The 17,927-nt window shown below is 33.1% G+C and carries 21 protein-coding genes and 1 tRNA gene; 4 read left to right on the top strand and 18 right to left on the bottom strand.

The features are described 5' to 3' along the window. Positions 1–3: 3 nt before the first annotated feature. The 14 genes from arsB to ABRY23_00700 all read right to left on the bottom strand — a co-directional run bounded on the left by arsB (position 4) and on the right by ABRY23_00700 (position 12,027). On the bottom strand, positions 4–1,080 hold the full coding sequence (gene arsB, locus ABRY23_00765; GenBank protein MFA3781576.1) for an ACR3 family arsenite efflux transporter: 1,077 nt from the start codon (positions 1,078–1,080) through the stop codon (positions 4–6). Between the two features lie 104 nt (positions 1,081–1,184). Further along, on the bottom strand, positions 1,185–1,607 hold the full coding sequence (locus ABRY23_00760) for an arsenate reductase ArsC (GenBank protein ID MFA3781575.1): 423 nt from the start codon (positions 1,605–1,607) through the stop codon (positions 1,185–1,187). Between the two features lie 62 nt (positions 1,608–1,669). Beyond that, positions 1,670–2,041: a GxxExxY protein gene (locus ABRY23_00755; GenBank protein ID MFA3781574.1), complete on the bottom strand. Its 372-nt coding sequence runs from the start codon at positions 2,039–2,041 to the stop codon at positions 1,670–1,672. A 53-nt stretch (positions 2,042–2,094) separates the two neighbouring features. Then, positions 2,095–3,399: a permease gene (locus tag ABRY23_00750; GenBank protein MFA3781573.1), complete on the bottom strand. Its 1,305-nt coding sequence runs from the start codon at positions 3,397–3,399 to the stop codon at positions 2,095–2,097. Positions 3,400–3,432: 33 nt separating this feature from the next. Beyond that, the gene (locus ABRY23_00745) at positions 3,433–3,804 is read right to left on the bottom strand and encodes a YlbF family regulator (GenBank protein ID MFA3781572.1); all 372 of its coding nucleotides are present in this window, start codon (positions 3,802–3,804) and stop codon (positions 3,433–3,435) included. 33 nt (positions 3,805–3,837) lie between these two features. Then, complete coding sequence (locus ABRY23_00740; protein MFA3781571.1) at positions 3,838–4,242, bottom strand: YlbF family regulator; 405 nt, start codon at positions 4,240–4,242, stop codon at positions 3,838–3,840. Between the two features lie 21 nt (positions 4,243–4,263). Then, positions 4,264–6,117 carry a TRC40/GET3/ArsA family transport-energizing ATPase gene (locus ABRY23_00735; GenBank protein MFA3781570.1) on the bottom strand — a complete coding sequence of 618 codons (1,854 nt, stop codon included), beginning with the start codon at positions 6,115–6,117 and terminating at the stop codon, positions 4,264–4,266. Positions 6,118–6,207: 90 nt separating this feature from the next. Continuing rightward, a complete protein-coding gene (arsD, locus tag ABRY23_00730; protein MFA3781569.1) occupies positions 6,208–6,555 on the bottom strand; it encodes an arsenite efflux transporter metallochaperone ArsD in 348 nt (115 codons plus the stop codon). Between the two features lie 21 nt (positions 6,556–6,576). Beyond that, complete coding sequence (locus ABRY23_00725) at positions 6,577–6,810, bottom strand: FmdB family zinc ribbon protein (GenBank protein ID MFA3781568.1); 234 nt, start codon at positions 6,808–6,810, stop codon at positions 6,577–6,579. 15 nt (positions 6,811–6,825) lie between these two features. Continuing rightward, positions 6,826–7,665 (bottom strand): arsenite methyltransferase, encoded by an 840-nt coding sequence (gene arsM / locus ABRY23_00720; protein MFA3781567.1) that lies wholly within the window; start codon positions 7,663–7,665, stop codon positions 6,826–6,828. Positions 7,666–7,668: 3 nt separating this feature from the next. Then, positions 7,669–7,911 (bottom strand): carboxymuconolactone decarboxylase family protein, encoded by a 243-nt coding sequence (locus ABRY23_00715; protein MFA3781566.1) that lies wholly within the window; start codon positions 7,909–7,911, stop codon positions 7,669–7,671. A 5-nt stretch (positions 7,912–7,916) separates the two neighbouring features. Next, positions 7,917–8,321, bottom strand: a complete 405-nt coding sequence (locus tag ABRY23_00710; protein MFA3781565.1) for an ArsR/SmtB family transcription factor — start codon at positions 8,319–8,321, stop codon at positions 7,917–7,919. A 343-nt stretch (positions 8,322–8,664) separates the two neighbouring features. Beyond that, positions 8,665–8,737: transfer RNA gene (locus tag ABRY23_00705), tRNA-Gln, on the bottom strand. Positions 8,738–9,195: 458 nt separating this feature from the next. Continuing rightward, positions 9,196–12,027, bottom strand: a complete 2,832-nt coding sequence (locus tag ABRY23_00700) for a hypothetical protein (GenBank protein ID MFA3781564.1) — start codon at positions 12,025–12,027, stop codon at positions 9,196–9,198. Between the two features lie 152 nt (positions 12,028–12,179). Here ABRY23_00700 and ABRY23_00695 point away from each other — a divergent pair, with 152 nt between their 5' ends. The 4 genes from ABRY23_00695 to ABRY23_00680 are packed head-to-tail and all read left to right on the top strand — an operon-like array spanning position 12,180 to position 14,307. After that, complete coding sequence (locus ABRY23_00695) at positions 12,180–13,031, top strand: NHL repeat-containing protein (GenBank protein MFA3781563.1); 852 nt, start codon at positions 12,180–12,182, stop codon at positions 13,029–13,031. A 5-nt stretch (positions 13,032–13,036) separates the two neighbouring features. Beyond that, a complete protein-coding gene (locus ABRY23_00690) occupies positions 13,037–13,510 on the top strand; it encodes a DUF2085 domain-containing protein (GenBank protein MFA3781562.1) in 474 nt (157 codons plus the stop codon). Next, the gene (locus ABRY23_00685; GenBank protein ID MFA3781561.1) at positions 13,494–13,997 is read left to right on the top strand and encodes a hypothetical protein; all 504 of its coding nucleotides are present in this window, start codon (positions 13,494–13,496) and stop codon (positions 13,995–13,997) included. Before ABRY23_00690 ends, ABRY23_00685 begins: the two co-directional genes overlap by 17 nt. A gap of 10 nt (positions 13,998–14,007) precedes the next feature. Next, a complete protein-coding gene (locus ABRY23_00680) occupies positions 14,008–14,307 on the top strand; it encodes a hypothetical protein (protein MFA3781560.1) in 300 nt (99 codons plus the stop codon). Here the strand turns inward: ABRY23_00680 and ABRY23_00675 are convergent. Genes ABRY23_00675 through ABRY23_00660 form a run of 4 tightly spaced genes read right to left on the bottom strand, consistent with a single transcriptional unit; the run spans position 14,282 to position 17,925 of the window. Then, complete coding sequence (locus tag ABRY23_00675; protein MFA3781559.1) at positions 14,282–14,977, bottom strand: TonB family protein; 696 nt, start codon at positions 14,975–14,977, stop codon at positions 14,282–14,284. The two genes, ABRY23_00680 and ABRY23_00675, sit on opposite strands and share 26 nt — an antisense overlap. A 14-nt stretch (positions 14,978–14,991) precedes the next feature. Beyond that, complete coding sequence (locus ABRY23_00670; protein MFA3781558.1) at positions 14,992–15,396, bottom strand: ExbD/TolR family protein; 405 nt, start codon at positions 15,394–15,396, stop codon at positions 14,992–14,994. 7 nt (positions 15,397–15,403) lie between these two features. After that, positions 15,404–16,057 carry a MotA/TolQ/ExbB proton channel family protein gene (locus ABRY23_00665; protein ID MFA3781557.1) on the bottom strand — a complete coding sequence of 218 codons (654 nt, stop codon included), beginning with the start codon at positions 16,055–16,057 and terminating at the stop codon, positions 15,404–15,406. Between the two features lie 11 nt (positions 16,058–16,068). After that, positions 16,069–17,925 carry an SPOR domain-containing protein gene (locus ABRY23_00660; GenBank protein MFA3781556.1) on the bottom strand — a complete coding sequence of 619 codons (1,857 nt, stop codon included), beginning with the start codon at positions 17,923–17,925 and terminating at the stop codon, positions 16,069–16,071. Positions 17,926–17,927: the final 2 nt, after the last annotated feature.

Raw genomic sequence — 17,927 nt, 5'->3', positions numbered from 1 at the left:
CTATTATTTTATTTGTTCTGAAACTATTCCACTTTTTAAATCAAAATATCTTTTCTTAAACCATAAAGCGACATTAACAAGTGAAATTAAAACCGGTACTTCTACCAAAGGACCTATTACAGTTGCAAATGCCGCCGGCGAATTTATTCCAAATACAGCAACTGCTACCGCAATAGCTAATTCAAAATCATTGCTGCCTGCAGTGAATGCAACCGTAGTTGTTTTTTCATAAGATATACCTTGTCTCTTAACAAAAAAGAATGTAGCAAAAAACATTATTGTAAAATAAAATGTGTAAGGAATTGCAACTCTTAGAACATCAAGAGGGAGTTCGACAATCTTCTCACCTTTCAAAGAAAACATAACAAAGATTGTAAACAGCAAAGCGATTGGTGTAAGAATTGAAATCTTAGGAATAAATTTTGTGTGGTACCATTCTTTCCCATTTTTTTTAACTAAAATTAAACGTGTTAATACGCCGCCGGCAAATGGGATTCCAAGATAAATTAAAACAGTTACAGCAATTTCCCAGATGGAAACATCAACCAGCGCACCTTGCATTCCAAACAATGGGGGAAGAACTGTTATAAAAATGTACGCATAAACAGAATAGAGAAGAACTTGAAATATTGCATTAAACGCTACAAGTCCAGCAGCAAGTTCTGAGTCGCCGCTCGCTAAATCATTCCAAACCAAAACCATTGCAATACAGCGTGCTAAGCCGACAAGAATTACGCCCATTGCCATTTCTGGTTTATCCGGTAAAAGAATAAGTGCAAGGAAAAACATTACAAGCGGTCCAACAATCCAGTTTTGGATTAATGATATGCTTAACAATTTAACATTTTTAAAAACTATTGGCAGTTCCTCATACTTTACTTTTGCAAGGGGAGGAAACATCATTAATATTAATCCAATTGCAATAGGAATGTTTGTTGTTCCACTACTTAATGAATTCCAGAAATTCGCAATGCCAGGAAATATTGAACCTGCAGCTACGCCAAAAAACATTGTTAAGAAAATCCATAATGTTAAGTAACGGTCAAAGAACGACAATTTTTTAGAAACTGTACTCATAATGTCTCCATATTTTTTCTTCATGGTTCTCCGTGAAACCTCAGTGGTACTCCGTGTAAGAAAAAATTACACAGAGAGCAACAGAGAAGACACAGAGAACCACAGAGTTATTTCAACTCATTAAGATAAAATTGATAAAATTCTTTTTTGATTTCGTCTCTTACTTTCCTAAATACTGAAAGAATTTCTTCCTCAGTACCTTTTGCTTCTGCCGGGTCTTCAAATCCAATGTGCAATTGTTTTCCAACTTTACCAATAAAAACCGGACAGGTTTCTTTTGCATTGTCACAAACAGTTATAACATAGTCAAAGGATTGATTTATATATTTTTCTACATTTTCAGGGATGCCATTACTAATATCAATCCCGACTTCTTTCATAACTTGAATTGCTTTTGTATTTATTTTTTCTGCTGGTTTTGTCCCTGCAGAATAAACTTCGAGCTCTTGATCAAATGATTTTAGAAATCCTTCTGCCATTTGGCTGCGACAAGAATTTCCTGTGCATAGTATTAAGATTCTTTTTTTCATTCTTTCTCCCTTAATAATTAGTTACACAGAGAACCACAGAGATAACACGGAGAACCTCAGAGTTATTTAATAAATCTTTTTATTCCGTCTTTTAATCGAAGAACATTGAAATTAATTAAAAGCCCAACTTTCTTTTGAGCAAATTTTAGATAAGTTAATATTTGGGCTTCATGAATAGGATTAAATTCATCGACTGTTTTTAATTCTAATACAACTTTATCTTCTACAAGGATATCAATTCTATATCCACATTCAAGCTCAATTTCTTTGTAAACAACCGGGACCGGTTTTTGACGTTCAATTTTCAATCCTCTCTTTACCAATTCATAAGCTAAACATTCTTCATAAGCTGATTCTAATAAACCTGGGCCTAATTCTTTATGAACTTCAATTGCACAACCGATTATAACATTTGTTAAATCTTCAAATTGCATTTTATCTCCGTGTTTCTCCGTGTATTCTCTGTGGCTCTCTGTGTAATATGTTATTAAAAAATTGCTCCATAAACAAGTCCACTTATTGTTGCCATAATTACAACTAGAGAAACATAAACTACAGTTTTTTGTGTGCCTATTACACCACGAATCACAAGCATATTTGGTAATGATAAAGCAGGACCTGCAAGCAATAGCGCAAGGGCAGGACCTTTACCCATTCCATTATTTATCAAACCTTGAAGAATCGGAATCTCCGTTAAAGTTGCAAAATACATAAATGCACCGGTAATTGATGCAAAGAAATTTGAGAACAATGAATTTCCACCAACTAAAGTATAAATCCATTCTTTAGGAATTATTCCTCCATTCCCTTCTGCAGAACCAAGAAGAAAACCTGCAACCAAAACACCAGCACCAAGCAGTGGCATAATTTGTTTTGTGAATCCCCATGTTTCACCAAGCCATTGATTTGGTTCACCTTCTGTAAAAGTTAAAGCCAGTGTTGTTGCAACTACCGCCACAACAAAAGTAATAGTTGGATTGTGATAAAAAATTATTGCTGAAATAAATACCGCTAAAGTACCAAGTATTACATAAAGTTTTTTTGCTTTGATTATATAAATCATCGAAAGAGCAAAACCAATTCCGAAAATTGCTGTAATAAACCATTTATTAGCAAACATAAAGTACCAAAATCCCTCAGTTGAATCAGCAGGTTTTCCCCAGTTAACAAAAACAAGAATTGCAACGAGAATAAAAAAGTGCAATGCGGTTTGCCATATCGGTCTGGGTTCCTCAACTTCCGGCATTGCAAGTTGTACTTCAGCTCTTTCTTTTTCCTCCTTCCGGTAGATGAAAGCCATAATCAAACCGATAATTACACTAAATGAAACTGCTCCAATTACTCGTGCAATTCCGAGTTCAAGTCCAAGTATTCGCGCAGTAAGAATAATTGCTAAAATATTTATTGCAGGACCCGAGTAAAGAAATGCCATTGCAGGTCCTAATCCTGCCCCACGTTTATGTATACTTGAGAACAAAGGCAAGACAGTGCAAGAGCAAACGGCTAGTATTGTACCTGATACTGATGCAACAAGATATGCAACCCACTTTTTTGCTTTTGCGCCAAAATATTTTACAACTGCTGCCTGACTAATGAACACTGCAATTACACCAGCAATAAAAAAAGCCGGGACTAAGCAGAGCAAAACGTGTTCCTGTGCGTACCATTTTGCTAGATCAAATGCAGCTAAAATTGCACCTTTAAAAGACTCACTTTCTATCGGCATAAAGTACGCGAATAGAAAGAAACCAAGTATCCATAAAAAACTTTTATATTGTTCTTTCCAGTCCATATAATTTTTCCTTCATTTACAATTAGAGAATTATCAAGAGCAACAAGATGAAGGAGCTGCAAGCTTTGCAAAATCCATCGAGATTTCGTTACTAACTATATCATTACATTCTTGCAGTAATTCTTTTAAGTTATTTTGTTTTTTTATCAGTTCTTTATATAGTTTATTATTTTGAATTTCGGCAGCAAGTTTTCTTAACTCTGCTATATCAGCTTGCGTTAAGGTTCCATCATATTGTTTTTTTTGAAAATCAATTGATAACTGATTATAATTTTCCATTAAGCTTGTAATTATTTCATCGTTCTCATATTTATTCAGTGCATCTAAATACTCTATAACTTGCGGCATTGATTGAAGAGAACGTATAAATTCATCTGCAATAAATTTTAATTGAGTGTCTATCATTATTTTTCCTCTTTGGTTTAATTCAATTTAATATTATCCGCAGCAGCTACTTGGTGGTTTTGCAAGGGATGCAAAATCAAATTTTAATTTATCGCTTAGGTAAGCATTCAATTCTTGGTAAAAAGCAATTAAGTTCTCTTGCGACTTATAATAATTATCAAGAACAATATTTTGTCGAGCAACTTTTTGTGCTTCTTGAATTTTTGTTTCATCATCTGGCGTTATTCCTCCAAAGCGAGCACGCATTTGATAATCATTTAATACAGCATTGTATTCTCTTGCTGCTTCCTTAGCCGTTTCATCCATTCTAAATTGGTCTCGAGCTTTAATAAAATTTATATATGCTTCAGATTTTAGAAGAGCATTACCAAGTGCTTTAGCTGCAGTTTTTACTCTTTCATTAACTATCTGATATACTTCTGAATTTCCGTCATCCATTGTTGTGTCCTCTTATTTTGTTTATACTATAACTTTATTGTTGAATAAAAGCTCGGATGCCTTTTGAATCATCTCCATACCTTTTATTTCCGATTCAAGTAGCGGCATTACCGTAACCGGCAATTGAAACTTTTCTTTAATTTCATTGAGATATTTTTCCTGCATCTTTCTTCTCTTAATGAAAAATTCATTTGTGCAGTATTCCGGTTCAAGCACTTGATTTGCAACCACAAATTGAGTTTGAATTCCGGCGTCTTTCAAATCAAGCATTGCTCTATAGGCTTCAATAACTGGAGTTGATTCTGGATAAACAACAAAAGCAAAAATAGATTGATTGGGATCTTTCATCTTTGCAATTATTCTGTCAAATCTTTTTTGAGTAATAGATTTTGCTTTTTGACTTTTAACATTCGTAGTAACCATTAAACTAACCTGGTCGCTGTAATCAAAAGGTAGTTCAAGTAATCGTAGTGTATGTCCGGTTGGTGCTGTATCAAAAACAACAAAATCATAATCATCGCTTTCCACATAACTCATAAACTTATCGAAAGCCGCCATCTCTTCAGTGCAAGGTGACTCAAGCTCTTCTTTTATTGCAATTATCATATCTTCGGAATATTTTGATTTTGATTCTTCAATAATTCTCTGTTTGTATTCTTCAGTTGCTTTTTCCTGATCGACAATGACAGACCAAAGGTTCTCAACGCCTTCAATTTTCTGAATTTTGTCGGTAACATTTTGTTCGAGCACTTCACCGATGTGAGATGCCGGATCGGTTGTAAGCAGCAATGTTTTGTATCCTTCTTTAGCAAATTTAAAAGCTGATATTACAGAAATTACAGTTTTACCAACTCCTCCTTTCCCAGTAAAGAAAATAGACTTTGTTTTGCCATTTGGCCTGATAATCTCTTCAATCGAATCGGGCATGAATTTATTGAATTCAGCTTTGGTAAATTCACCATCCTCTAAAGTGTAATTTTGTTTTTCAGAGTTATTGAACAAATCTTTTTCGATATTTAACAATCTCTCAACACCTTTAATTTCACCATCACGCTGATAAATTTTTCGTAATGTCTTCCCAGGGAATTCAGCTTCTATAGTTTTAATGTACTTTTGTTGCATTTCAAATCTGTTTTTGAAAAAAGGATGTTCACAAACTTCCTCTGGCAAAATTCCATTAATAATTAATTCAATATTTTGGATGCCGATTTCTTTTAGTTCCATCGATGATCTTTTTGTTTCATAAATAGAAATTTCTTCGGGCTGGAGAACAAAGATAAAAGTTGTTTTTTCTGCATCACCTAACAATCGTGTAGCTTCATCATATTTAGCTTTATTTTCTTGAATTGATGCAACGGGACCGATGCAAGTGTTTCCACTTCCTTTTGCGCTTTCTTCAATATGTTTACTCCAGTCAACTGGAAGCTCAAGTAAGCGGATTGTGTGACCTGTTGGGGCTGTGTCGAAAATTACTACGTCATACTTTTCGCCTTTGCCTTCTTTTTCCGCAACCATAAAGTCAACAAACCGGTCAAACGATGCTATCTCTGTTGTGCAGGGCGAGTTGAATTGTTCTTCAAGAACAGTCATTACACTTTCTGGCATGACTGCGCGCATAGGCGAGAGAATTCTTTCACGATATTCTTCTGTTGCCTTATCCGGGTCAATTTCCATTCCCCATAGGTTATTAAGCAGTGGTGTAATTTTGTGTCCGATTTCAGTTTCAAAAACATCCGCTAAATTACTTGCGGGATCTGTTGTAACTATTAAAGTCTTTTTGCCTTCATTTGCATAATGAATTGCGGTTGCACAAGCCATAGTAGTTTTACCAACTCCGCCTTTGCCGCTGAAGAATATATACTTTGTGTTATTCATAACTCTTACCTTTTTAGTTTGCCATAATTATGTTCACAATTATTTGTTTTTATAAATATATAGATTCCCGCTTGCGCGGGAATGACTGTTTCAAGCGATATTACTTTTACTAAGTAAATTTAGCAACTCATCAAAAGTCGGATATGATTTTTCTTTTACCACTTTGCCGTCAACCAAAGTTAATGGAAGAATTTCAACGCCATATTTTTGCAATCGGCTCATGACTTCCGGCTGCTGCATAAATTTTGGTCCTTGCTGACTTAGCAGATATCTCTCGACAATAACTTTGCCATCAAACTCTTTTTTAAGTTTTAGAATTGCTTCGTTGATATCGAGCAACGCCGGGTCAATATTCGGGCCACATAACCCGCTCGGGCAGCACATCGGCGGGTCGAAAATTTCTATTTGAATTAATTTCTCATCTATTTTTGTTTCCATTTCTTAAACTCCTTTTATTTTTTACGAACAACAGCTTGAATTACCGCCGCAGCAACCGCCGCTATTTTGAGAATCGCGAGATTTGACGTTTATTGCTTGTCCGCCAAGAATAGCAAAGCCGCCAAATACTTGTTGTAGGTTTTCACTCCCGCATTGTTCACAATGGATTTTTAACCCTTCTTCTTTTTCTTTAACTGTGGCTTTTACATCGAAATAATAACCACAGTCTTTACAATGAAATTCATATATTGGCATATCTTTAAATCTCCTTTAATTTATTTTCTTTGTTCCAATTACTGTAATGCTAAATATTCCTTTTGGTAATCCAACCCTTTGGGATAGATTTTCTTTATATTCTTTAATTCCTTGCTCAGATAAATAAAGTGCTAATAATTCTTCGGGTAGATCAATCTTTTTAGTTTTTTTTATTTCGATATCTTTAAAACCAATAGAACTGATAATTTGAAGGTAGTCATCTTGCTGTAAAGCACCGGCTACACATCCGGCATATAATTCCGCTGATTTTTTCAGCTCTTCATTTAGTTCACCTCGCAAAACAACATCGGAGATACAAAAATGAGCACCTGGTTTAAGTATTCTATAAATTTCAGAAAATGCTTTTACTTTATCCGGGACAAGATTCAGTACGCAGTTGCTAACGACAACATCAGCAATATTATCAGGCAAGGGAATATCTTCAATATCGCCTAATTTGAACTCAACATTATCGTATCCAATTTTCAAATTATTGCTTTTTGCCTTTTTAATCATCTCTTCGGTCATATCAATTCCAATTACTTTCCCCTCTTCTCCAACAATCGACCTAGCAATAAAAACATCGTTTCCAGCGCCGCAGCCAAGATCAACAACTGTATCACCTTTTTTTATTTCGGCATACTCAGTCGGTAACCCGCAGCCAAGTCCCAGATCGGCTTCCGGGACATAACCATCAATATTTTTATATTCATCACCTATCATTGTAAAGCTGATTAAATTAGAACTGCCACAGCAAGACGAGAAAGACCCACAACATCCTTGTCCTTGCGCAACAAGAGCAATTTCAGAATACTTTTCTTTTATTGTTTGTTTTACATTTATAGATGAAGTCATCAATTATCTCCTTTCTTTTTCTCTGCTGATTAAATCTTCAGCTAAGTTATAAATATCATTTATTGGTCTTTCCTTGATCATTTTAGCTATTCTAATTGCTTCTTCAATTTCGTGAATTGTGCAACCAAGTTTTAATGCTTCAGCAAAATGATAACGCAAACAAGGCAAGCAATTACCGCCAATTGATGCTCCAATAGCGATTAGTTCTGATGTTTTAGGGTCAAAATGTGATTGTGTATTTCCCATATGTTTTACCCACGTATTTTTTCTTTAATTAGTTTTACTAAATCTTCTTCTGGAATTATACCAACAACACAACGATTGTTTTCTCTTAACAGCAGTCTTTGATTTAATCGTTCTTCATCTTCCAAGAAAGGTTTATCAGTTAAAAAATTTCTTAAAAATGTAAAAATACTTTTATTCTCTTGAACAGCCCTATTTAGCTGATAATAAACCCATGTTCCTTCTTTTTCATAAGTTAATAAATCAGCATTCTTAAGGATTGTCAAAGCTTTCGAGACTGCATATTGAGGGATTTTTAATGCGTCCATTAATTCGCATACACAAAGATTTTGACCGCTCTTAATAAAGAGGTTTATTATTCTTAATCTTGTTTCGTCAGAAAGAGCTTTGAATTTTTCTATTAACTTGTCCATGTTTATATATGCTAATTTTTGCATGTAAAAATATGCTTATTAATGCATATACGCAAATTTTTTTTAAAAGAATTTTTAGAGATTGCGTTAATCTATAAATATAAATCTGATAATTTCTTTGCAATCAGTGGTTAGTGTGACTTTCTATGTAGCCGAACGAAAAAGTTTTAATAAATAAGTAAGCAAAAAGTAGGAGGATATTTGTATGTTCTATTATAACGTAAGGAGTAAATGAAACTGCCCAAACAATTGAATTAACGTTTCGTAAAACAGTGAGTTATAGTTGATGAGATAAAAAGATAGTAAATGCAAGAAAATTTTAATAAAGTGTACAAATAAACTGCTGCCCCGCCAGGGTTCGAACCTGGAGACTTCTGATCCAGAGTCAGACGTGTTGCCAATTACACCACGGGGCAAAGAAGTACGGCAAAATTAAATAAGTTTACTGAAGGAACCAAAAATTTCTAACCACGAAGTGGTGAATTCTCATGTCACTAATTTTTTCTTCTATTGTTTTGAGTTGTTTACGATATGAATTAATTTTCAATTATATATCTTTTTGTTTGCTTTCCGAATAGTTTGTGTGAGTCATATCCTCCAAATAACTTTGAACTGCCATTTGGATTTCATGGTGTTTTTGTTTAAGTAATTCAAGTTCAATTTTATTTTGAGAACGTAAATGAAGAAACAACAGTGTAGGAGTTCCAAGCAGAAAAAAAAAAGAAAAAGCTTAATCATCGAAAAAGAAATTTTTAGTGGTTCAGACGGGAAGAACCTTTCTAAAAATTCTTTTGCTCTATTAAACAATGCGCCCTCAATTTAGAATCAAAACATTCCTCTTTTAAGTAAAATCAGTAATTAAGACCCCAAAAAACTAATTAGTTTGCCCTTCTTTTAAATTCAAGAAAAATGGTATATCATTAACATCCCATATCTTAGAATCATTATGGTCAACTATTTTTATTCTTCCTTGAGATGAAATTGAGTTACCGACATTAGGATCATTAAACCAATCCCAAGCATATACACCTGTAGATTTATAATTGGAAACTATTTGGAACCAGCTTACACCATTATCAATACTGCCATAAATATCGACACTCGAAACTGCATAAGAAGTCCATCTTATTATCATTGGATATCTACTCACATTCGAAGTGTCAAAATATTCACCGTTATTCGGGAATTCTACACGTATCATTTTACTTTCGTGAATTGAGAAAACGCCATCAGAACGATCAGAGATACTACCTGACAAATTGCTAACCCTAATTAAACAATTATCAGAACTATCGGGACGAGGTTCTCCAATGCTGGTTTCAAGTCGACCTGGTGCCCAAGTAAATATTCCATCATTTGCTGTGCTATCTGCGCCAGGTACTACATGCCAAACACCACCACCAGTAGTACTCCATTCTATTTTAACTTTTTCCAGACCTGTAGCAATCCATCTAATTTCGTAGGGATGGTAATTATTAACATCTGTAACAGGCACATTCGATGGGTTAGCAAGCCATTGTTCACCGCCATTAGGTGAAGTTACAGTAATTGTTGGTGTTTCAGTTTTAATAATAGTAAAATTGCCAATACTTCTTGCGCTTGGTGCACCGTTAGAACCCTCATCCGCATTATATACAACAACATAATATTGGTCTGAAGGAATAGAGAAACTTGTTGTATAAAAACCTTGATTAGCTATTTTATCTACTAATGGGTAAAATTGAGGAATATCTGGGTAATGACCTAAACCATTAGTAGTAGTATACTTAATGCCGACAGTTTTAATTCCGGAAGATTCCCAAGTTATGGTAATTGGGTCACTGTCCTTAAATGTAGCTGGACCAGTTGGCTGAGTGACTCTAATAAATTTAATTGGAGAAATAGTAAAAGTAGCATCACTAATATCTGAAATAGAATTATCGCTTGCATCACTTATACGTATTTGACATTGAGTAGAATTTAGTGATTGAGAAATATCCCATTCCCATGCTCCACCAGCAACGCTATCAATTAAGGTTGTCCAAGTAAAGCCTTTATCAGTTGTTAGTTCAATTTTAACCTTACTTACTCCGGAAGCGGACCATGTAATATTTTGTTTTGTACCAGCTTCCCAGTCCTCTCCACCATTTGGTTTTATCACTTGAACACTCTTTTGTATACGATTTGTAATTTCGAAATAATTATCGGAAACATCAGATGGTGTGCCTTCATTCGCATCGCTTATTCTTATTTTACATAATAAAGAATTGAGATTCGGAATATTATTCCAAGTATAAAATCCAATGCTTGGTGTAGAAGAAACTATAGTACTCCAATGAGCACCGCCATCTGTAGTTAATTCAATTTTCACATTAGATACGTTAGTTGAATTCCAAAGAATCTCTTTAGAAGTACCCGATAAGAAAGATTCGCCGCCGTTAGGTGAAACCACCGTAATAGATGGCTGAGGCGAAATAGTAAATACAAAGTCACTTACGTCATATATAGAATTATCGCTTGCATCGCTTACTCTAATTAAACATTGAGTTACATTAGTATTAGCAGACAATACAGGAATTGTCCAAGTATATGCTCCAGTGTTTAGCAAATTACTTATTATAGAATTCCATGTTAAACCAGCATTTGTGCTAAATTCTATATTTACTTTTTCAACACCTTTAGAATTCCATTTTATATCGTGTTGAGTACCAGATTTCCAATCTTCTGAACCATTTGGACTTATAACTTCAATTGAAACATCACTCGTAATCGTAAAAGTATTATCGGAAACATCAAAGGGTTCACCATCAAGAGCATCTTCAATTTTAATCTTGCAGTTTTTTGAATTTTGGTTCGGTATGTTTTTCCATTCATAAAAGCCTACACTTGGAGTTGAAGCGGTTATAACATTCCAGCTGTAACCATTATTTATTGTATAAGAAATTTTTACATTTTCTATATTTTCAGAAGACCATTGAATTGTTCTATTAATACCTGAAATCCATTGCTCTCCACCATTTGGTGAAATAACTTTTATAATTGGCTCAGGTAGAATATTAAAAGTACTCGAACTTTCAGTTGAAGGCTCGCCGTCCTTAGCATCCGAAATTCTTACTTTTGCCAAAGTAGATGGTGTGTTGGGGACAGTCTTCCAATAATAAATGCCTGTATTGTTTTTATCGATAGCTATTAAATTCCACGTGTTTCCATTATTTGTAGTATACTCAATTTTAACAGAATCAATTCCTGAACTAAACCACTTAATTTCTTTTTCAGTGCCCGCCTCCCAAGATTCACCACCATTGGGCGAAATAATCCTTAAACTTTCATTAGAATTTCTAATAATAGAAAAAACTTTATCGCTTACATCACTTGCTGAACCATCAACAGTAGAAACACGAACTAAGCATTGATTTGAAATATGATTTGGTACTGGAAACCAACTAAAAGTACCTGTATTAGTCAAACTATCTGCAATTAGTAACCAGGTCGAACCATTATCGTATGAAAATGCTATTCTTAACAGAGAGGAAGTTTTGGCAGTCCATGTTATATTATATGATGAGCCCTCTTGAATAATTTCTCCTCCATTTGGGGCAGTTACAGTTATACTAGAAATTGTAGAGTTACTCGTGTTTTCTGTTGGGTTGGCTGTATTGTCTTCTTTTAACTTGCAAGAACCCATTATAAAAACAATTATTAGACTTATTAAAAGTATCTTCTGCATTACTGCCTCAAATTATTTTTAACATCTTGCTTTTATAAGCTAATGTAAATTAATAAATTAATACAATAATTTTGCCAATATTTTTAATTAATAGGTACATTTTCCATTAACTAATAAATTATCGGTTATTTAGTTCTTTTTTTTAATTAATTATGAAATTCATATTGACTGTTATTATAGTTATAATAGCTAATGCTAATCTAATTTATGCACAAACATACATTCTTACAGGTGAAATCGGTAAATTTTACTCTGCAAGCTCTTTTTCAATCAACACTTCAGGATTCATATTTATTGCTGATTCACAGACAAATGAAATTACAAAGTTAGATACATTGGGCAAAGTTATTCATTTTATTGGTGGATACGGGTGGTCACAAGCCGAGTTTGATAATCCCGTATATTTATATGCCAATTCACTTAATGTTTATGTGTGTGATAAAAATAATAACCGCATTCAAATTTTTGATAAGGACCTAAATTTTTTATCAGAATTTAAAAGCAGCAGTTTGAATCCCCAAGATTATGTTTTTGCATTCCCTACTTGTGTCGCCACTTCTTCTCAAGGGGATTTTTACATTTTAGATTCGGACAATAATAGAATTATCAAATATGACCTAAACGGAAACTTCAGGCTTTCGATTGGAAGTTATGATTCTGGCAGTTTCATTTTAACTAATCCAAAAAGATTTTCAATAGACAGCAAAAACAATATTTGGGTAATAGACAACTCAAACTTAGTTCAATTTGATCAATTTGGTAATGGAATCTCTAAAAATGAACTAAGTTTTGAACCAGAAAATATTTCTATATATACTGACATGATGTTTATTAATTCACACAAAGAAGTTTATGCAAAAAGCATTAACACAGTTGACGATACCTTCAAAAAAATAAAATTTATTACACCAGTTGATTCTGAAATAATTGCCACAGCATTTATGAATTCCAAATTGTATATATTGACAACTAAAAAAATTCTTATATACACTCAATCCAAATAAAATTCATGAAGCTACATTTCAGAATATTAATATTTCTTTCAATTTTATTTTGGACTTCACTAATTTTCATCGAATTAATTGCCTCAAAACTGCCGTACCTTATTAATTTCATCCCTTTTTTCAAAAAAGCATTTTCACTTGTTTGTCATCAGCAGCATAATAAGCTTTTAGTAATTTACAACACCGAAACACTTGTTTGCTCAAGATGTTTGGGAATATACTTAGGCTTTTTAATTATGTCGTTATACAATTTATTTAAAGAGATTAACATTCAACTAAAAATAAAAATTTTTATAATAAGCGCAGCACCAGCTATAATTGATGTCACACTCACCACAGTAGGAATTTATCCTTATTCAAAGTTAATTGCATTTACAAGTGGCTTTCTTTTAGGTTCAATTGTTTTTTTATATTTTTACCAAAGCTTAACTGAACTTATCTCTGAAAATAGAAGGATAAGAATTGAAAAAGTACATTAGTTCTTTCGTTTGTGGGTTCGGCGCAGGAGTCTTACAAATTGTCCCAATTGCGAAAAGCTTTTCTTGCTGCCTTATTTTACCAGTTGCATCATTTATTGCAATAGTTTTAGATAGAAAGGCAAATAAATTAAGTGACAAGGTCCCACTTAAAAAAGCTTTAATTATTGGTCTATTAACAGGAATATATGCTGCAATCTTCGGCTCCATTTTTGATTTAACAATAACAATGATTACTAAGAACAATGACTTAATTGCTGCATTCCCAGAGCTGCAAAGATTAGTAAATAACTTTCCAATAGACAACAATTTGAAAGAGCAAGTTCTTAACTTATTCCAAAAGGTTAGAGAAGAAATTTTGGTCTATGGTTTTTCGTGGCTTTATACTTTATCGGTAATCGTTAATAATTTCATTATCAATACAATATTTGGAGCTATTGGCGGGATGACTAGTGCACAGATAATAAATTCAAGAATTAATTACACCTAACAAAATCAACATGATAATCGCATTAATCTTTGCAGCTCATTTAATTTTCATTTTAATAATATTCACAAAAAAATGGCAAGAGGAATCTCTTAGTACAGCATTTATAAATGTAGGTTTAATTATTGTATTGTTCTCAGTCGGTTGGTCAATTATTACTATGATAGTTAAAATATTTTTTGATGCAAAAGGCTTTGGAATTTACTTTGATGCTGATACAATTTCGTTAACTATGTTGTCAATTTTAGAGTATTTTTTTTATAAATCATATTACGGCAGGGATAAAGCTACTTTAAACGATAAGGGAAAGTAATAACCACACTTTGTTCAATTTGTTTAGCATTTGGAGGCAGCGGCTCAAATCTCCATTGTCTTAAAGAATTAATAGCCGCCATTTCTAATTTTGCATCAGCCTTTATTAAAGGAAATATCTTCCCCACTGTACCATCTGGCATAATAGTGAATTTTAATTTAACATCAATTTCTTTTGAAACTCCCTCAGGATATTGAGGCAATATATAGCTATAAATTTTTCTTATGCCTTTGCCCCCAAAATCAATCTGGAAACCAAAACTTCCAAACCTGCTGCCGGCAAATTCCTCTCCTCTGCTTTCAGATTCTGTTTTTTTAAGTGGTTTAACCTTTTCGATAGCTGTTTTTTCTTCCTTTTCTTTTTTATTTGATGCAGCAGGGATGGGATTTTGCTGATCAAAATTTACAGTTTTAGGTAATTCTACCTTTTTTTCTTCTTTGTCAGTCTGAACCTTTTGTTTTTCAATTTCTGCTACTTCATCTCTTTGTTGGGCACTTTTACCTGCTGCACCTGAAAGCCCAGGATTGCCAAAACTCCCAAAACCAACTGTTATATATTCTGTATTCTCAGTTTGTGTAGAAAAGTTAATTGCCATAAAAATCAATAGAAGAGCTAAATGAAAACCAAACGAAATTAAATAAGAGATATTTTGTGTGTTCTTCTTAAACATAAATGTAATATCGTTCAGTAATTTTGTTTTTCGGTCTCTATTGTAAATTTATCTATTCCAACTCCTTTGCCAGCGTCAATAACTTTAATTACTATATCGATACTTGCAGACTTATCCGCCCTTATAATAAGATTATTTTCCCCAGTTTTATTTTTTATAGATTCAAGTTTAGCAGGCAGTAAATCAGTTGTTATTTCATCAGAGCCTAAAAAAACTTTACCTTGGTCATTTATTGATACCACAAGTTTAGATGGTGCTGCTTGCTCGTTGTTTTTTGCAGCTGGTAATTTTACCTTAACACCTGTAGTTATCACAAATTGAGAAGTCAAAAGAAAAAATATTAATAATAACATAACAATATCTGTAAGAGAAGAATAACTAAACATACTTAATGGCTTGTTTGATGTTTCAAATTTCATTTCTCACCTACAATTCAATCTCTAAATTATCATCAGTAATTTCTTTTTTAGATGATTCTTCCAAAACATCAACAACGTCATTTGATATTAACTCCATTTCAATGACAAGCTTATTAACACGGGAAACAAAATAGTTGTAAAAAGTTAGTGCAATAATACCCACAATTAAGCCAAAAGCGGTAGTCAAAAGAGCTTCCCAAATACCACCAGCCAAGTCACTTGGACTAGCAGAACCTTGCAAGTCTTGAATTTTCATAAAAGCACTTATCATACCAGTAACCGTACCTAAAAAACCCAATAGAGGAGCCACACCAGAAATTGTTGCTAACACCGGCAAACCTCTTTCAAGTCGACTAATCTCTTGTTTGCCAGCCGATTCTATAGCTTCCATTACCCGCTGATGACCAAATTTATATTTTTTCAAACCCTTTTTGACAATGTTTGACATTGGGGATTTTTCCTCCATGCAATATTCTATAGCGCCTTTAATGTCACCCCGCTTTAATAAGTTCCTAATTTTAATAAGGAAAGATGGAACATTTATACTTGCTTTTTTCAATATAATGTAGCGCTCAATTATAATAGCCACAGCAATAATTGAAGATAAAAAGATGGGCAGCATAACCCAGCCGCCTTTTACTAAAATAGATAATAAATTCATCGTCTCCCTTTTTATTTTTTAGTTTTATTGTTCAAAAAATTTTCCGCTTCTTCTTTGGAATTAAATCCACCAACTCTAACTCGGTACCACATGCCGCCTTTATCAGGCAGATTTGCTTCTATAACAAACGCATTTAATCCGCTCTTCTTTAGCTTTGAAACTTCTTGTTGGGCTTTAACAATATTTCTCCAAGATGAGATTTGTACATTATATTTACTGCCATCAAAGAAAATTAAGTTACTAACTCTAATGTCAGTCCCCGTTTTCTTTCCTGAGCTGCTTTTGTATTTGTCAGATTCAATTCGAGAATTAGCATTGACTGTTGGTTTTAATCCACTAATATTTTCAACAGACCCGTTAACATTTTCTTCGGGAGTTTTTGAGACCTTAAAAGCCGATTGTGACTTATCTGGAATTTGCTCAGTTTGTATACTTGCTGCGTTTTCAGTTTTACTTCTCTTACTCGAACTTGAATTAGGAATAATAAAAAGATAAATAATAATTGAAGCTATAATTACAAAGCCGGAAAAAATGAGAATAAAATTTCTAGTAAAATATTTTTCTTCTTCATCTTCGATATTCTTGCTGTTAACCTTATTTTCTCCCACAACAATCTTTGAAATTTCATCTGTAAAATGAGAAGAAATTCTTTGTTCTTGCTGAAAATTTTTATCGGTTACAAATTCATAATCTGCCGAATGAGAATAAACTTCCATTATTTCTTCATCACTCTCAAATTGCTCTTCTTTTTCTTGTTTTATTTCATTATCAAGTTGTGCAAATAAGTCAACATTTTTATTATTATCCAATTCACTCCCTTCTAAAAAAATATCATTCTCTCTGACTTTGTCATCATTAACATTTAATGTTGTTTCAGAATTATCATTATCTCCCAGTCCAAATTCTTCTTTTAACTCATCGCCCCAATTCCAGTCAACATTTTCTTTATCGCTTTTTATAGAAGTAAAACTAAAGTTTTCTCCTTCTAAGCCTTCCCTTTGTTTCTCATCAGTGGAAAGGTAAGCATCATCTTGGACTAAAGAATCAATATCAAGCTTACTGTTAAAATTATTTTCATGACTTTCACTAAATTTTAATTCATCATGAATTAGATTAAAATCAGCATCAAACTCATCATCATCCTTTTCAGCATCTATTGATTCTATTTTTTCCCCAAAATCAATACTGATGTCTTGTTCAACCTTGTTAGACTCACCTTCTTTTTCTTCCTTTTCAAACTCTAATTTTATCTCATCAGAATTTATGATTTTATTTAGATTTTCTTCGCTGTCATCAAAATTAATATCCTCGGTTAGTTCGTTCAACGTATTTTGTAAATTCAATTCCTCTGAATGAACACTATTTTCTGAACTCTCAATATTAGCAATATAATCGTCCCATATATTAAAATTTTCTAACACATCCGATTCCGAAATAATTTGATTTACTTTTTCTTCAATGGTCTTTTTCAATAAAACGAAAGAGGTTTCAGATTCTGCTGAAAAATTGTTTTTCTCGTAAAGTGGAATTAATGGCTTTCCCACTCCAATGCTAAAAACATTTGAGTCAAATTCAGAAAAATTTTTCTTCTTGGCTTTTACATCTAATATTAAATAAAAGGTTTTGTCATCTTTGTCAATATCGCTTGGGTATGGTGAATAAACAATAGATAATTCGCTGTAGTTCTCATCTAATGATTGTTTTTCTTGCTTAAGTTGGAAAAAACCGATGTTAGAAACTTTGATTGTCATTCCGGGAGTTAAAGATTCCACCACCTTATCAATAAAAACCTCATAGGCTAATTCTTTTTCTGAGCTGGAAACGCCAATCAAACTTGCAATTTTGTTCTGTAAATCTTTTTTTGTCATTT

This window comes from Melioribacteraceae bacterium 4301-Me (assembly GCA_041538185.1).
Taxonomy (GTDB): domain Bacteria; phylum Bacteroidota; class Ignavibacteria; order Ignavibacteriales; family Melioribacteraceae; genus Pyranulibacter; species Pyranulibacter aquaticus.
Note: the sequence above shows the minus strand (reverse complement) of the source record. Positions and strands in the feature narration are given on the sequence as shown.

Coding starts and splice junctions, on each gene's coding strand:
- ABRY23_00715 (MFA3781566.1), bottom strand. CDS start 7,911: ATGGGAAATACACAATCACATTTTGACCCTAAAACATCAGAACTAATC.
- ABRY23_00710 (MFA3781565.1), bottom strand. CDS start 8,321: ATGGACAAGTTAATAGAAAAATTCAAAGCTCTTTCTGACGAAACAAGA.
- ABRY23_00725 (MFA3781568.1), bottom strand. CDS start 6,810: ATGCCAATATATGAATTTCATTGTAAAGACTGTGGTTATTATTTCGAT.
- ABRY23_00735 (MFA3781570.1), bottom strand. CDS start 6,117: ATGAATAACACAAAGTATATATTCTTCAGCGGCAAAGGCGGAGTTGGT.
- ABRY23_00755 (MFA3781574.1), bottom strand. CDS start 2,041: ATGCAATTTGAAGATTTAACAAATGTTATAATCGGTTGTGCAATTGAA.
- ABRY23_00660 (MFA3781556.1), bottom strand. CDS start 17,925: ATGACAAAAAAAGATTTACAGAACAAAATTGCAAGTTTGATTGGCGTT.
- ABRY23_00690 (MFA3781562.1), top strand. CDS start 13,037: ATGAAGCTACATTTCAGAATATTAATATTTCTTTCAATTTTATTTTGG.
- ABRY23_00700 (MFA3781564.1), bottom strand. CDS start 12,027: ATGCAGAAGATACTTTTAATAAGTCTAATAATTGTTTTTATAATGGGT.
- ABRY23_00760 (MFA3781575.1), bottom strand. CDS start 1,607: ATGAAAAAAAGAATCTTAATACTATGCACAGGAAATTCTTGTCGCAGC.
- ABRY23_00740 (MFA3781571.1), bottom strand. CDS start 4,242: ATGGATGACGGAAATTCAGAAGTATATCAGATAGTTAATGAAAGAGTA.
- ABRY23_00670 (MFA3781558.1), bottom strand. CDS start 15,396: ATGAAATTTGAAACATCAAACAAGCCATTAAGTATGTTTAGTTATTCT.
- ABRY23_00675 (MFA3781559.1), bottom strand. CDS start 14,977: ATGTTTAAGAAGAACACACAAAATATCTCTTATTTAATTTCGTTTGGT.
- ABRY23_00695 (MFA3781563.1), top strand. CDS start 12,180: ATGAAATTCATATTGACTGTTATTATAGTTATAATAGCTAATGCTAAT.
- arsM (MFA3781567.1), bottom strand. CDS start 7,665: ATGACTTCATCTATAAATGTAAAACAAACAATAAAAGAAAAGTATTCT.
- arsD (MFA3781569.1), bottom strand. CDS start 6,555: ATGGAAACAAAAATAGATGAGAAATTAATTCAAATAGAAATTTTCGAC.
- ABRY23_00745 (MFA3781572.1), bottom strand. CDS start 3,804: ATGATAGACACTCAATTAAAATTTATTGCAGATGAATTTATACGTTCT.
- ABRY23_00665 (MFA3781557.1), bottom strand. CDS start 16,057: ATGAATTTATTATCTATTTTAGTAAAAGGCGGCTGGGTTATGCTGCCC.
- ABRY23_00750 (MFA3781573.1), bottom strand. CDS start 3,399: ATGGACTGGAAAGAACAATATAAAAGTTTTTTATGGATACTTGGTTTC.
- ABRY23_00680 (MFA3781560.1), top strand. CDS start 14,008: ATGATAATCGCATTAATCTTTGCAGCTCATTTAATTTTCATTTTAATA.